Source organism: Aeromonas sp. A600620 (assembly GCF_029479985.1).
GTDB classification, from domain to species: Bacteria; Pseudomonadota; Gammaproteobacteria; order Enterobacterales; family Aeromonadaceae; genus Aeromonas; species Aeromonas veronii_A.
This window is the reverse complement of record NZ_JAAKXB010000001.1, coordinates 70961-86621: the sequence shown is the minus strand read 5'-3', so window position 1 is coordinate 86621 and position 15661 is coordinate 70961. Positions and strand designations below refer to the sequence as shown.

Below are 15661 nucleotides of genomic sequence, written 5' to 3'. Positions count from 1 at the left end.
CTGATAACAAGAGAGCGCCACAGTGGCGCTCTCTTTTATGATCAGTCACATCTTCGATGTCAGAGATTGGCGAACGACCAGACGGCGGGGATAAGGCTCAGCAAGGTCACACCGGCCAACAGCCGCTCGCGGCCGCTCAGACAAAGATCTGTGCCCAGCTGACGACGGCTGTAGAGAAACAGCAGCAAGCCCGGCCCGTAGAGCAACAACGACAGCAGCAGATACTCCACCCCGGCGGCATAAAGCAGCCAGAAGCCGTAACCGCTCGACACCAGCGCCACTGCCCGCATCAGGCCTCGGCCCTGCCCACACTCTCCCTCCTTGCTGAACGAAAGCTTGAGCAAAAACAGCCCGATCAGCAGGTAAGGCACCAAAATCATCGAGGTCGAGATAAGCAGCAAACTGGTGTAGCCCTTGCCGAGCAGCCACACCAGCAGCAGGCAAGTCTGCACCGTCAAGCTGGTGAGCCAGAGCGATGCGATAGGCGTCCCGTTGCGGTTCTGGCGCCGGAAGATAGCAGGAAACGCGCCGTGGCGTGCCGCGCTGAACGGCACCTCGGCCGAGAAGAGGGTCCAGCTCACGTAGGAGGCAAGCACCGAGACGATAAGGCCCACGCTGATGAGCAGCTTGCCCCATGAGCCGGTCATCTTGGCCATCAGCCCTGCCATGGAGGGGTTGGGCAGCGCCGCCAGCTCGGGTCGGCTCAATATTCCGAGCGCCAGCACCGAGATAAGCACATAGAGCAGCAACGCCAATACCACGCCAAGCACAGTGGCCGTGCCCACATCTCGCCGGTTTCTGGCGCGGGCCGACAGCACCGCTGCCCCCTCGATACCGGTGAAGACCCAGAGGGTGATCAGCATGGTGTTGCGCACCTGCTCGGAAACCGGCACCGCCAGGCTACTACCCTGCTGATCCGCCGCGAAGGTGACCGGATCGAACCAGTAGCAGGCGAACAGGATAAACAGCAGCAGCGGCAGGCTCTTGGCCAGGGTCGCCACCAGATTGAACAGCGCCGCCTGCTGCACGCCGCGGGCCACCAGCAGGTGCACCGCCCAGAGGATGCAGGACTCGCCGACAAACGCTGCCAGCGTGTTGCCCTCACCAAACCAGACCTGCTCCGGCGTATCGACGAAGCTGCCCAGCGCCGCAAAGGCAATGACCAGATAACCCACCACGCCGATGGTGGCGCAGAGCCAGTACCCCCAGGCGGAGAAGAAGCCCACCAGATCGCCAAAACCGGCGCGGGCGTAGCTGTAGATGCCGCCGTCGAGATCCGGTCTGAGTCGCGACAGATAGAGAAAACTCATGGCGAGCGCCAGGATGCCCACACCCGTCACGCCCCAGCCGATCAGCACGGCGCGCGCCCCCGCCACCTCGGCCATGTTCTGGGGCAGGCTGAAAATCCCCGCCCCCACCATGGAGCTGAATACCAGCGCGGTGAGGGACCAGAGCCCGATCTTGCTCTCTTTCATGGAAGCTCCTTAGCGCAACCGGCTGCTCAGCGCCTGAATATGCTCGGGGCCGATACCGCAGCAACCGCCGATCAAGTTCGCCCCGGCCCCGCGCCAGCGCTCGGCCCAGCCGAGATAATCCAGCGGCCCCAGATCGGCGCGGATCTCGTCCAGTCCGTCGTTGGCGGTGGCCTCTTTGGGCTGCGGCGGGAAGGCGTTGGCATAGGCACCGAGGCGAATGTCAGCGCGGCCCAGCGCCTGCAATCGGGCGCTGGCCACCTCGAGCGCCCCCTCAATCACCTCGGGCTGACAGCAGTTGAACAGGATGGCATCGGCTCCGGCCGCCACCAGCGCGCTAACCGCATCAGCCACCTGTTCGCCGGAGCGCAGTCGCGGCTCGTTGCCCGGCGCCTCATCTTCCAGTGTGAAGGAGACCCAGAAAGGCTTGCCGTCATCAGGCAGCAGCGCTTTCAGGGCCAGTGGCTCGGCAATCAGGCTCATGGTCTCGGCCAGCCAGATATCCACATAAGGGGATAGCGCCCGGATAAGCGGCGTGGCCAGCTCGTTCACCCTGTCCGCCTTGAACAGGTCGGCACGGTAGGAGCCAAAGAGCGGTGGCAGAGAACCCGCCACCTGCACGGCGCCCTTCTGCTCGTCAGCCACTTCGCGGGCCAGCTGACCAGCCAGCGCTGCCAACCCCTCCCCGTCGGCAAAGAAACGCTCATCGCCGATATGAAACGGCACCAGCGCATAGCTGTTGGTGGTGATGACCCGGGCTCCGCTCGCTACATAGGCCTGATGCACGTCACGCACCGTCTCTGGCGCCTCCATCAAGGCCAACGCCGACCACTCGGGTTGACGAAACGGTGCCCCCCGCCGTGCCAACTCGCGCCCCATGCCCCCATCCAGCACCCACAATTCCCTGGTTTCCATCTGTCGTGTCTCTTAGTTATGTGCGTTGTTTATTTGCGTATTTATCTGTTTGTTTTGTTGATCTGCGGTTTCACATCGAATCGCTGCAGATCGTCCTGCTTCATCCTGGGAAGCCCTTTTACCATTCAGCCATAAAAACATATAGATGTTTAGATGGCCAAAACAAGATAAAGCAAAGCGCCACGGGCGGCAATCAGTATCAGCAGAAATCAGCGTGCAAACGGCGAGGCAAACGCAGAAATGCAAGAGGCCACCCTAAGGTGGCCTCATCACAATCTTGATCCGCTGGTAACTTAACGCCCGGCCAGCACTCGCTTAATCTGTTTGACCCAGTCGGAGACCCGACCCTGCTGCGGCAAACCGCGCCAGATCTGCTCCCACTGGGCAGGGCTTAGCGGACGACCGAGGCGACGCTGTACACCCGCATAGAGGTAGTCATGGGCCGTAGTGGCCGCATGCTCGGAGGTGAGGAATTTGGAGACCGGATCGGTCAACCGCACATCCCGCATGCCGAGCAGCGGATAGTCGTTGTGCACCGCTGCCAGCATTGTCTCGCGCATGGCGGACTCGATGTAGCCACGGGCAAACAGGGCGGTCACCGACTCCAGCGACCCCTGATCCGGACCGTGATACTGCTCGTCAAAAACCGGGCTCGGCTCTGCCATCCCGCTTTGCACCACCGCATCGGGATCCGGCTGCGGCACGACCACGGCAGGCTTGGGGGCTACCGGCTTGGCTGCCACTGTGGCTTTGCGCGGCGCACTCTGGCTACAGGCACCCAGTGCCAGGGCGAGCGCGACACAGGCCAGCGCACGGGAATGAGACTGCATCTTCATGACTCTTATGTCGCTCCTTTTACGATTCCTGAGCTGGCTTCTCGGCCACAGCCGGTTCGACCCGGGTAACCAGCAGCTGATCAATCTTGTAACTGTCGATATCGACCACTTCGAACTTGTAACCGGCGTATTTGACCGAGTCAGTGCGCTTGGGGATCTTGCGCAGCATATACATGATAAAGCCGGCGATGGTCTCGTAGTTCTGGTTCTCGGGGAACTCTTCTATATCGAAGGCGCGCATCACGTCGGAGATTGGGGTGACCCCGTCCACCAGCCAGGAGTTCTCGTCGCGCTGGACGATCTGCTCTTCCACCACGTGGGTCGCCCACTCGCCCATGACGGTGCTCATCAGGTCGTTCATGGTGACGATCCCCACCACCAGCGCGTACTCGTTCATCACCACGGCAAAGTCGCCACGATGATTTTTGAAGTACTCCATCGCCTCATAGAGGTTCAGGGTATCGGGAATGATGATGACGTTTTGTACCAGCGAGCCGCTGTTGAGATCGATGCTCTGGCCGCTGATGACGCGGATCAGCAGCTCCTTGGCATCGACAAAGCCCTTGATGCTGTCGAGGTTGTGGTCACAGACCAGAAACTTGTTGTGGGGGTGTTCGGCGATCTTCGCCTTGATGTCCTCTTCATCCTCTTGCAGGGTGAAGTAGATGAGGCTCTCTCGAGCCGTCATGGCGGAGGTGACGCAGAGTGACTGCAGTTCGAACACGTTCTCGATGAGCTGATGCTCCTCGCGCTGGATAACTCCAGCCTCGGCACCGGCATCCATTACCGCATAGATATCATCGGAGGTGATCTCGTCGTTGCGCACCGTGGAGACGCGCATCAGGCGAAACAGGGTATTGGCCAGACCATTGAAAATCCATACCAGCGGCATCAGCAGGGTGACGAAGAAGAGCATGGGGCGCACCACCACCACGGCAATCTGCTCGGGCATGATCATGGCCAGACGCTTGGGCATCAGATCGGCGATCAGGATAAACATACCGGTGACGAACACGAAGGACGCACCAGAGCTGATCTCGCCAAGCCAGGGTCCCTGGTAGAACTGGGAGACAATCCCCTTGATGGCGGGGTTGAGGGCAGACTCACCCAGGATACCGCCCAGAATGGCGACGGTATTGAGGCCAATCTGCACCACGGTGAAAAAGTTGCCCGGCTGGGCCTGCAGGGCCAGCACCTTTTCGGCCTGGCGATTACCTTCATCCGCCATCACCTGCAATTTGATTTTGCGAGACGCGGCGAGAGAGATCTCGGAGAGGGAGAAGAACACACTGCCGCCAACCAGCAGCATTAAAAAGAACAAACTATCGGCAAAACTCATGATTAACCTATTGCTACACCCGCCTTAGCACAAGACGGCAAACTGGGCCCGGGAGACCGGACCGTGAACCCATCCGGGACTCACACAGGGGGAGTATTCTATCAGAAAACAGCCAGTTGGGGGCTTTATCTTACTCCGACCAGTTATGCAACAAAAAAAGGCGCTTCACGCGCCTTTTTATTCACTTCCGGTTAGCCCTTGCCCAGCAAGGTGCCCAGATCGTCCGCCTTGGTGTGGCGCACATCCTTGCCTTTCACGTAGTAGACGATGTACTCGCAGATGTGCTGGCAGCGATCGCCGACCCGCTCGATGGCCCGCGCCGCCCACAGGACGTTGAGGACCTGGGGGATGGTGCGGGGGTCTTCCATCATGTAAGTCATCAGCTCGCGAATGATGGACTCGTACTCCCGGTCTACCTTGTCATCTTCCTTGTAGACCGCCAGCGCCGCATCCAGATCCATGCGGGCGAAGGCATCGAGCACATCGTGCAGCATCTTGATGGTTCGACGGCCCATGTTCTCCAGCGACACCAGTGGCGGCTGCGGCTTGTTGGCGTTGTCAGTCAGCATGCGGGCGATCTTGTCGGCCACGTCGCCAATACGCTCCAAATCGGTAATGGTCTTGATGATGGCCATCACCAGTCGCAGGTCGGAGGCAGTCGGCTGACGCTTGGCGATGATGCGGGTGCACTCCTCGTCGATCGCCACTTCCATCGCGTTGACCTTGTGGTCGTTGGCCACGATCTTGCGCGCAGCATCGAGATCCTGATCGTGGATCGCCGCGATGGCGTCGGTGAGCTGTTGCTCCACCATGCCGCCCATCACCAGCACCTGGTTGCGCACGCTCTCAAGCTCGGCATTGAACTGACCGGAGATGTGTTTATTGAGGTTCATATTGTCCATACAAATAATCCTTGATTGCTCCGATTATGCCTTAGCCGTGGAAGCGACTGCCAATCTGTTTGCTGAGATTCATCCTCTCCTCTCCTTAGCCGTAACGACCGGTAATGTAATCTTCGGTCTTTTTCTTGGCCGGGGTGGTGAAGATGGTGTTGGTATCCGAGTACTCGATAAGCTCGCCCATATACATGAAGGCGGTCTGATCCGACACGCGCGCAGCCTGTTGCATGTTGTGGGTCACGATCACCACGGTGAACTGGCTCTTGAGCTCGTTGATCAGCTCCTCGATGGTGAGGGTGGAGATGGGGTCGAGCGCCGAGGTCGGTTCATCGAGCAGCAACACTTCCGGCTCGATGGCGATGGCGCGGGCAATCACCAGACGCTGCTGCTGACCACCGGAGAGACCGAAGGCGTTGTCGTGCAGACGATCCTTCACCTCGTCCCACAGGGCCGCACCGCGCAGGGAGCGCTCGGCCGCTTCATCCAGAGTGCGACGATCGTTGATCCCCTGCAGGCGCAGACCATAGACCACGTTCTCGTAGATGGACTTGGGGAACGGGTTCGGGCGCTGGAACACCATGCCCACCTGACGGCGCAGGGCGGAAACATCGACGCTCTTGTCATAGATGTTGTGGCCGTGCAGTTGGATTTCCCCCTCGATGCGGCAGATCTCCACCAGATCGTTCATCCGGTTGATGCAGCGCAGCAGGGTCGATTTGCCACAGCCTGACGGGCCGATAAAGGCGGTAACCTGCCCTTTGGGGATCTTCATGTTGACGTTGAACAGCGCCTGCTTGCTGCCGTAGTACAGGTTGAGATCCTTCACCTCCAGCGCGGTCTGCTCCGGGGTCAGGTTGAGCAGGTCCAGCGCGGTGTGCTGGGTAGACGTGGTCGTTACGTTGATCATCTGTTACCTCAAAATCTATCTGGAGTGGCCGGACTGCTGCCGGCGCCCCTCACGTATTGGTGCAGAGAGATGGCGGCTCGCGCTCGGCCGCCCCTCTGTTATCTCACTCTTGTATCACTCATGCGGCGCCGGATTAATGCTCCAGCGACCGGAATTTCTCGCGCAAGTGGTTACGAATACCGATAGCGGTCAGGTTCAGGCCCACGATCACCGTCACCAGCAGGAAGGAGGTGGCGTAGACCAGCGGGCGGGCCGCCTCGACGTTGGGGCTCTGGAAGCCGACGTCATAGATGTGGAAGCCCAGGTGCATGAACTTGCGCTCCACATGCAGATACGGGAAGTTGCCATCCATCGGCAAGGTCGGTGCCAGTTTCACCACCCCCACCAGCATCAGCGGCGCAACTTCACCGGCTGCACGGGCAATCGCCAGAATAAGGCCGGTCATGATGGCCGGGCTCGCCATCGGCAGCACGATGCGCCACAAGGTCTCGGCCTGGGTGGCGCCCAGTGCCAACGAGCCCTGACGGATGGTGCTCGGGATCCGCGCCAGCCCCTCTTCGGTGGAGACAATCACCACCGGCAGGGTCAGGATAGCCAGGGTCAGCGCCGACCAAATCACGCCAGGTGAACCAAAGGTCGGGCTCGGCAGCGCTTCCGGGTAGAACAGCTGATCCAGCGAGCCACCGAGCGTGTAGACGAAGAAGCCCAGACCAAACACGCCGTAGACGATGGAGGGCACGCCCGCCAGATTGATCACCGCGATGCGGATGATCTTGGTCAGGCTGTTCTTGCCTGCGTACTCGTGCAGGTAGACCGCCGCCACCACGCCGAGCGGGGTCACGATGATCGCCATCAGGAACACCATGAAGACGGTGCCGAAGATGGCCGGGAAGACGCCGCCCTCGGTGTTCGCCTCACGGGGATCGTCGGATACAAACTTGCCGATCTGGTGGAACCAGTGACCCACCTTGGCCAGCAGGCTCATGTCGTTGGGCCATACCACATCCAGTACCCTGGACATGGGCATGGTCACCAGCTCGCCACGCATATCCTTGACGGTGATGCTGTCCCGGTCAGCCTGACTGCGCAGTGAGAAGAGCTCTTTTTCCAGCACCTGATAACGATCGTTAAGGGCCTGACGTTCACGCTCCAGCTGAGCTTTCAGCTGATCGGTCAGCTTCTCTTCCAGCTCGGCCTTGCGCTCTTTCAGGCGCAGCCGCTCCAGCTGATAGTTGATGCTGCCGATGTCCCCTTTTTGCAGATCGTTGGCCTGTTCGGAGAGGGCATTGGCTCTCGCCAGCACCCGCTGCAGGGCAGGATGCAGATCCGAAGTCAGCTCGCGGCCATCCTCTTTTACCCCGACGATATAACCGTAGAAGTTACCGTTGGTGGCACGCTCAACCATGGCCAGCTCGGCTGGCTGGCTCTGGGACTTGATGTCCGTCTCCAGTACCCAGCGAAAATCGAGGTCGACGAACTCACGGTTGCCGGTCTTGACCAGATAGCGGGTCAGCAGCTCGCGCTCTTCCCCCTCCAGCGGCAGACCTGCGGCGCGCAGTCGCTCCACCGGCACCAGCTCGCGATCGTTGATCTCGCCGATCAGCACGCTCTTGTTGCCGCTGGCGTCCTCCAGCTGCCACTCATAGATGGGGTGCGGCCAGAAGTAGACCAGACCACGCCATCCGATCAGCAGCAGCAGACCCAGTACCGCCACCAGACTCAGGCTGACGGCTCCGCCGGTCATCCAGATCCAGGGGGCCCCTGATTTAAACCACTTACCCATTGTCGATTCCTTGTCCATTACAGAGCCGCCCCTTACATCGAGCTGTATTTTTCACGCAACCGCTGACGGACAAACTCGGCCAGGGTGTTGAACATAAAGGTGAACACAAACAGGACGAAGGCTGCGAGGAACAGTACCCGATAGTGGGAGCTGCCCACTTCCGACTCCGGCATCTCCACCGCAATGTTGGCGGCCAGAGTACGCAGCCCCTGGAACATGGAGAAGTCCATGATGGGGGTGTTGCCGGTAGCCATCAGTACGATCATGGTTTCGCCCACGGCACGGCCAAGGCCCATCATCACCGCCGAGAAGATGCCCGGGCTGGCAGTGAGGATCACCACCCGGCTCAGGGTCTGCCACGGGGTAGCCCCCAACGCCAGCGAGCCCTGGGTCAGATGCTTGGGCACCGAGAAGACCGCATCTTCGGCGATGGAGAAGATGGTGGGGATGACCGCAAAGCCCATGGCGATACCGACCACCAGCGAATTGCGCTGGTCAAACTTGATACCCATTTCGTGGGTCAGCCAGATGCGCGAATCACCGTGCATAAAGGCATTCTCGATGAGCGGGCTCAGGGCGAAGGCCCCCCAGCCAATCAGCAGCAGCACTGGAATAAGCAGGATGGCGTGCCACCCCTCCGGCAGCCAGGACTTGCCTCGCTCCGGCAGATAGTTCCAGATAAGCGCAGTCAGCAGCATCCCCATCGGCAGCAGGATCAACAGCAGGATCACCCCGGGCAGCGCCCCCTCTATGATGGGCGCCAGCCACAGACCCGCCAGGAAGCCCAGGATAACGGTCGGCAGCGCCGCCATGATCTCCACCGTCGGCTTGACGTATTTGCGCAGCCCCGCCGACATGAAGTAGGCGGTATAGATGGCACCGGCCACGCCGAGCGGCACCGCAAACACCATGGCGTAGAAAGAGGCTTTCAGCGTACCGAATACCAGTGGCACCAGGCTCAGCTTGGCTTCAAAGTCGTTGCTGGCGGAGGTGGATTGCCACACATACTGGGGCTCAGGATACCCTTCATACCATACCTTCTGCCACAGGGCCGACCAGGTCACCTCGGGGTGATCGTTCTCCACCGAGAAAAGCTTGAAGGTCTCCCCTTGCTGCATCAGCAACAGGTTGTGACGGGGGGAGATGGCCAGGGCAGAGAGTTCACCCCCTTCCACCGTCTCGGTCAGCAGCTTGGTCTCGCCAGTGGCGTGGAAGAAGCTGATGATGCCGTCCTTGTCGGCACTGATGAAGGCTTTGCGATAGTGCTCGGGGGTCAGAAGATCCACCGCGCCATCGCCCTTGAAGTCACGGATCTGAGTGAACTGGCGTTTGCCATCTTTTGCCACTTCAAACCACTGGGAGATGATGCCGTTGTCGTTGCCCACCAGCAGGGAGGAGGCACCGGAGAGCAGCTCGACCCGGGTCACGTTGGCATCTGGCGCATTGATCTCCAGCACATTGCGCACGGATATATTGCTCAGGTCATGAATGTCATAGACAGAGAGACGATTGCCTTCCCGCACAAAGAGGATCCGCAGATTGGGGGTCAAAAGCATCTGATCCACATGGCGCGGCAGGGACGGAATGGTGTAGTTCTCACTGCTCCACTCAATCTCGCCGGAGAGGAAGTTCTCCTCACCGCTCATCACCATCAGTACGCCACGACCATCTTCGGTCACGGCGGCGGTCGCCATCTTGTCCTTGGTGGCCTCAAACACCATGGCACGCAGCGCTTTGCCCTGCGGATCGACCACTACCGGCTCCTCGCCAAAGGGATATTGCAGACTGGGTTCGATCACCCGCACATCGTTGGGATAGGAGACCTTGAACGCAGGCTGGACGACCTGCGCCTTGCCATCGGCGAAACCGTAGGCGATCAGCTTCTGACCAGGGGACGGTGGCGCCACCGCAGTGACATCACCGGTGACCTCAGCATGACCAAGGGATTGCCCGACCTTGATCTTGTCATCTCCCTGCACCGCGAAGAAGTTGACCAGTCCTTTATCGCTGAAGCGATAGCCGATCTCGTTCTGCTCTTCCACGCCGAGCCAGGCGGTCTTCCCTGCGGCAGGCAGGGTAAATGAGGCAGTTGGCTCCATGGAGGCGCCATTGAAGATGGGTTTCACCACATAGAGCAGATAAAAGAAGATAAGCAGCAGCGCCACCAGTACCAGGGCTCCGCCTGTGGTGACGCCATATTTGGCCAATTTATCCTTGATCCGGCGTTTTCTACTGCCCGCCATGACCAGGTTTAACGATTCCGATGACATGCAAGACCTCAATGTAAGCTAGGCTTGGCGGCATTATATGGCGGTTGCATGACAGTTTTGTTACATCGAGAGCGCTTTAACCGAGGTTGCTAGTGGAAAAATGGGCGGGGGTCCTTTCGAGGGAAAGTGAACACAATATATTGTTTATAAAGAGATATTTGTGAGAATAATCAGCAAGGGCAGCCTGTGCTGCCCCCAAATCATTCAGGAAAGGGCATCGTTTGATTGTTGCAGCGCCAGTTTGACCGCCTTTTTCTCGGCGCGGCGACGCTTGAAGAAGGCCGACAACTGGGCCGAGCAGGCATCGGCCAGCACACCGCCGGTCAGCTCGACACTGTGGTTGTGGCGCGGGTCCTGCAAGATCTCGAACACCGACCCCGCAGCACCGGTCTTGAGATCACGTGCGCCGTAAACCACCCGCTTGACCCGGCTATGGATCAGCGCACCGGCACACATGCAGCAGGGTTCCAGCGTCACATAAAGTGTGGTGTCGAGCAGGCGGTAGTTCGCAAGCTGCTGGCCCGCTGCCCGAATTGCCATCACCTCGGCATGGGCACAGGCATCGTGTTCGCTGATGGAGCGGTTCCACCCCTCGCCCACCACCTGACCATCCAGCACCAGAACGGCACCGACCGGGATCTCGCCAATCCCTTCGGCCCGGGCGGCCAATGCCATAGCATGGCGCATCCACTGTTCATCCTGCGCGGTCTGACTCGGAGCCTGACCCAGTGTTTCTGGGACCTCTGATGGTTTCACGCCCATCCCCTCTTTATATTGTTCAATTGTGCTTTTTACATTCCAGCTATCCATACCTGTCAGATGATTCCATAGATAGCAGGCATGATAGCTAGCGGTGACAGGGCAGCGATTATGCCAAATCTGCACGTCAGACCCAAGCCGCATCCCGACTGAGCAATAAAGAAGCAATCGGCATCTCTATGATAAAAAAGGAGTTGCACCCGTTTGGCCATGCTATTAGACTTCCTCCCCGTCAGCCGAGTCTGACTCCGTCGGTGTGTAGCGCAGCCAGGTAGCGCATCTGCATGGGGTGTAGAGGGTCGGAGGTTCGAATCCTCTCACACCGACCATTTTCCCCGAGAATAGCCCAGTCAAACGACTGGGCTATTTTTTTGCTTCCGATTTATCCTTCTGACGATGCCAGCTCACCAAGAACAAAAAACACCCAGAACCACTTGAATCTTTTTGCCGAACTCATTAAGATGCGCAACTTTCCGCCGGTAGACAACACAGGGAGGTGGAAACACGAGTGAAGGGATCACTGTCCGGCTTGCGTGCAACACAGGACCAGGCATGAACCAGAACACCGATTTCGCACCCGCCATTACACTTTATTCCGTTCCTCATGACACCCCTTGCCACACCGAAAGCGAAGACGAACAGGTCATCCAGCTGGATGTGATCGATCTGGCCGAACCGGATGATGACTATTGAGCCCGGCCAGATGGCCGCTCAATCACCAGCACATCGCCTGTTCAACGCACTCAGTTTCAGGCCCTTGGCGAGAAATCTGCAAAAAACGACAAACTGCTAATTCTATCAAGGATGGCAGTATTATTGACTAATGTGTCTCCCCCTTCCCTCTCCGGCATTCCCCCCGACAACTGATACAAACCTACGTTATTGCGCTTCACTTTCTATCGCTGCAACCGCTGGTGCCAACAGAGCCTGCATCACCACACCAAGTTTAAAACGCACGTTCACCAATCAGGTCTAGCATTAGCAAAACATTCATTACCACATTCAAACGCGCTTTATACGGCTGTTTTGGCACAGCCTGGAGTTAGGTCGGGATTTGTTTTTGCATTTGTAATTTTATTACGTAATAAGTTACAAAATGAGGGGCAGGGTAACGGCCCAAATTAGCCGTTGTCCGATGGGAAAAAGCAGGAGCATAACCATCTGCGTAGAGCTTTTATACCAATCCAATAAAACAATAAAAAACATCAACTTAACTATATCGAAAAAACAGTCGTTTAAAAAAAACTGTTGACGTATTCAACAATATTTCGCACCTTATCAATCGTGTTACCCCGTTGTTGCGGGAACGTTTCAGGAACAGGGATTCGACTTTAGTCGTAGTTAGTAAGTTCAAAATGTAATTCTCAAAGGAGTGAACCTTATGTCGGCACCGGCTCAGACCCACTGCAGCGCCCGCCTTCGCATCCAGGGCGAGATGCTACCCGAATACGCGCAAATTCTGACGCCGGACGCGGTGGCTCTGGTCTCCGAACTGGTGGAACGTTTTGCTCCCCAAAGAGGGGAATTGCTGAAACAACGTGTGGCACGCCAGGCCCGTATCGATGGCGGCGAGCTGCCGGACTTCCTGCCGGAAACCGCCCACATCCGTGAAGGTGACTGGACCATTCGCGGTATTCCCACCGACCTGCAAGACCGCCGTGTGGAGATAACCGGCCCGGTCGAGCGCAAGATGGTGATCAACGCCCTCAACGCCAACGTCAAGGTGTTCATGGCGGATTTCGAGGATTCACTGGCTCCCGCCTGGAATAAGGTGATCGAGGGCCAAATCAACCTGCGAGATGCGGTCAACGGCACCATCTCTTACACCAGTCCGGAAGGAAAGGCCTACACCCTGACCCACAATCCGGCGGTGCTCATCTGCCGGGTACGCGGTCTGCACCTGCCGGAAAAACATGTCACCTTCGATGGCGAGCCGATCCCCGGTGGCCTGTTCGATTTTGCTCTCTACTTCCTGCACAACTATCAGGCGCTGCTGGCCAAAGGCTCGGGCCCCTACTTCTACGTGCCCAAGTTGCAGAGCCATCTGGAAGGGCGCTGGTGGAGCGAAGTGTTCGCCTGGACCGAGGACAAGTTCGGTCTGCCCCGTGGCACCATCAAGGCCACCGTGCTGATTGAAACCCTGCCAGCCGTATTCGAGATGGATGAGCTGCTCTATCAGATGAAGGATCACATCGTTGCGCTGAACTGCGGCCGCTGGGACTACATCTTCAGCTATATCAAAACCTTGAAGAACCATCCGGATCGGGTACTGCCTGATCGTCAGGTGGTGACCATGGACAAGCCGTTCCTCTCCGCCTACTCGCGGCTGCTGATCAAGACCTGTCACAAGCGGGGTGCGCTGGCGATGGGGGGTATGGCCGCCTTTATTCCGGCCAAGGACGCTGCCGCCAACGAGCAGGTCTTCGCCAAGGTCAAGGCCGACAAGGAGCGCGAAGCCAACAACGGCCACGATGGTACCTGGGTCGCCCACCCTGGCCTAGCTGATACCGCCATGGCGGTGTTCAATGCCACCATTGCGGCTGGCGCCAAGAACCAGATCGGCGTGCTGCGCGAGCAGGATGCCCCCATCACCGCCACCGACCTGCTGGCCCCCTGTGAGGGCGAGCGCACCGAGGCGGGGATGCGCACCAATATCCGGGTTGCCCTGCAATATCTGGAGGCCTGGATCAACGGCAACGGCTGCGTCCCCATCTACGGTCTGATGGAAGATGCCGCCACCGCCGAGATCTCCCGCACCTCCATCTGGCAGTGGATACGCCACGGCAAGAGCCTGTCGAACGGCAAGGTGGTGACTAAGGAGCTGTTCCGCCAAATGCTGGCCGAGGAGCTGGAAGTGGTCAAAGCCGAGGTGGGCACAGCTCGCTGGCAGACAGGACGCTTTGCCGAGGCAAGAGATCTGATGGAAGAGATCACCTGCGCCGATACCCTGATCGATTTTCTGACGCTGCCCGGTTACGAGCGGCTCTGAATCACGGGCCCCCAGCGGGGCTCGCCAATAACAAGTCAATGGAAACGTGAAATCAATGAAAGAGGGAACTGATATGGCACTGACCCGTGAGCAACAGATCCAGGCTATCGAGAAAGACTGGGCGGAAAACCCCCGCTGGAAAGGGATCAAGCGCGGCTACAGCGCCGAAGATGTGGTGAACCTGCGCGGCAGCTTGCAGCCAGAGCACACCCTGGCCCAGCGTGGAGCCGACAAGCTGTGGGGTCTGATCCACGGCGACGCCAAGAAAGGCTACGTCAACTGCCTCGGCGCCCTGACCGGTGGTCAGGCAGTGCAGCAGGCCAAGGCGGGGATCGAGGCGATCTACCTCTCCGGCTGGCAGGTGGCGGCGGACAACAACTTGTCCTCCACCATGTATCCGGATCAGTCCCTCTACCCGGCCAACTCGGTACCGTCCGTGGTGGAGCGCATCAACAACTCCTTCGCCCGTGCCGACCAGATCCAGTGGGCCAACAAGGTAGGACCTCAGGATGAGGGCTTTATCGACTACTTCCTGCCGATCGTGGCTGATGCGGAAGCCGGTTTCGGCGGTGTGCTGAACGCCTTCGAACTGATGAAGGGGATGATTGAAGCGGGCGCCGCTGGCGTGCACTTCGAAGATCAGCTCGCTTCGGTCAAGAAGTGCGGTCATATGGGTGGCAAAGTGCTGGTACCGACTCAGGAAGCGGTGCAGAAGCTGGTTGCTGCCCGTCTGGCAGCCGATGTGTGCGGCACCACCACCCTGGTGATCGCCCGTACCGACGCCAACGCCGCTGACCTGTTGACCACCGACGCCGACCCGTACGATGCAGACTTCCTGACTGGTGAGCGCACTGCTGAAGGATTCTACAAGGTGCGTGCCGGTATCGATCAGGCCATCGCTCGCGGTCTGGCTTACGCCCCCTACGCCGACATGGTGTGGTGTGAAACCGCCAAGCCGGATCTGGACGAAGCGCGTAAATTTGCCGAAGCAATCAAGGCCAAGTTCCCGGATCGCATCCTGGCCTACAACTGCTCCCCGAGCTTCAACTGGAAGAAAAATCTGGACGATGCCACCATCGCCCGCTTCCAGCAGGAGCTCTCCGACATGGGCTACAAGTATCAGTTCATCACCCTCGCGGGTATCCACAACATGTGGTTCCACATGTACGAACTGGCCTACCAGTACGCCCGTGGCGAAGGGATGAAGCACTACGTCGAGATGGTGCAGGAGCCGGAATTTGCTGCCGCCAGCCGTGGCTACACCTTCGTGGCCCACCAGCAGGAGGTCGGTACCGGTTACTTCGACAAGGTGACTACCGTGATTCAGGGTGGCCAATCCTCGGTGACCGCACTGACCGGCTCTACCGAAGAAGATCAGTTCCACTGATAGACAGAGCCCCCTTGAGATAGCAAAACCCCGGCCTGATGTCGGGGTTTCTTTTTATCTGCCATTCAAACGAAAGTCAGGCCACAACCGCACACCGCAGAGAGG

General features: G+C 58.8%; 12 protein-coding genes and 1 tRNA gene. 4 read left to right on the top strand and 9 right to left on the bottom strand.

The window, feature by feature from the left end; genetic code table 11:
* Positions 1-59: 59 nt before the first annotated feature.
* From G5533_RS00385 to tadA, 9 genes are all read right to left on the bottom strand, one after another.
* On the bottom strand, positions 60-1475 hold the full coding sequence (locus tag G5533_RS00385; protein ID WP_441254263.1) for a basic amino acid/polyamine antiporter: 1416 nt from the start codon (positions 1473-1475) through the stop codon (positions 60-62).
* Between the two features lie 9 nt (positions 1476-1484).
* On the bottom strand, positions 1485-2387 hold the full coding sequence (locus G5533_RS00380) for a homocysteine S-methyltransferase family protein (protein WP_421235707.1): 903 nt from the start codon (positions 2385-2387) through the stop codon (positions 1485-1487).
* A 293-nt stretch (positions 2388-2680) separates the two neighbouring features.
* Positions 2681-3223 carry a hypothetical protein gene (locus tag G5533_RS00375; protein WP_069555291.1) on the bottom strand — a complete coding sequence of 181 codons (543 nt, stop codon included), beginning with the start codon at positions 3221-3223 and terminating at the stop codon, positions 2681-2683.
* Between the two features lie 19 nt (positions 3224-3242).
* Entirely contained in the window at positions 3243-4562 is a 1320-nt protein-coding gene (locus G5533_RS00370) for a hemolysin family protein (protein ID WP_441254262.1), read from the bottom strand.
* A gap of 191 nt (positions 4563-4753) precedes the next feature.
* A complete protein-coding gene (gene phoU / locus G5533_RS00365) occupies positions 4754-5464 on the bottom strand; it encodes a phosphate signaling complex protein PhoU (protein WP_236346667.1) in 711 nt (236 codons plus the stop codon).
* A gap of 85 nt (positions 5465-5549) precedes the next feature.
* Positions 5550-6368 (bottom strand): phosphate ABC transporter ATP-binding protein PstB, encoded by an 819-nt coding sequence (pstB, locus tag G5533_RS00360; protein WP_005334102.1) that lies wholly within the window; start codon positions 6366-6368, stop codon positions 5550-5552.
* Between the two features lie 133 nt (positions 6369-6501).
* Positions 6502-8151: a phosphate ABC transporter permease PstA gene (pstA, locus tag G5533_RS00355; protein WP_042012620.1), complete on the bottom strand. Its 1650-nt coding sequence runs from the start codon at positions 8149-8151 to the stop codon at positions 6502-6504.
* Between the two features lie 32 nt (positions 8152-8183).
* Positions 8184-10421, bottom strand: coding sequence for a phosphate ABC transporter permease (locus tag G5533_RS00350; protein ID WP_421254852.1), 2238 nt, complete (start codon positions 10419-10421; stop codon positions 8184-8186).
* Between the two features lie 204 nt (positions 10422-10625).
* Complete coding sequence (tadA, locus tag G5533_RS00345) at positions 10626-11177, bottom strand: tRNA adenosine(34) deaminase TadA (RefSeq protein WP_421208161.1); 552 nt, start codon at positions 11175-11177, stop codon at positions 10626-10628.
* Positions 11178-11432: 255 nt separating this feature from the next.
* Between tadA and G5533_RS00340 the strand changes: the two genes are divergently transcribed.
* From G5533_RS00340 to aceA, 4 genes are all read left to right on the top strand, one after another.
* A tRNA-Pro gene (locus G5533_RS00340) sits at positions 11433-11509 on the top strand.
* Between the two features lie 223 nt (positions 11510-11732).
* Complete coding sequence (locus G5533_RS00335; RefSeq protein WP_421204665.1) at positions 11733-11873, top strand: hypothetical protein; 141 nt, start codon at positions 11733-11735, stop codon at positions 11871-11873.
* Between the two features lie 688 nt (positions 11874-12561).
* The gene (aceB, locus tag G5533_RS00330; protein ID WP_421208160.1) at positions 12562-14169 is read left to right on the top strand and encodes a malate synthase A; all 1608 of its coding nucleotides are present in this window, start codon (positions 12562-12564) and stop codon (positions 14167-14169) included.
* A 73-nt stretch (positions 14170-14242) separates the two neighbouring features.
* A complete protein-coding gene (aceA, locus tag G5533_RS00325; RefSeq protein ID WP_421204663.1) occupies positions 14243-15556 on the top strand; it encodes an isocitrate lyase in 1314 nt (437 codons plus the stop codon).
* The last annotated feature ends 105 nt before the right edge of the window (positions 15557-15661 follow it).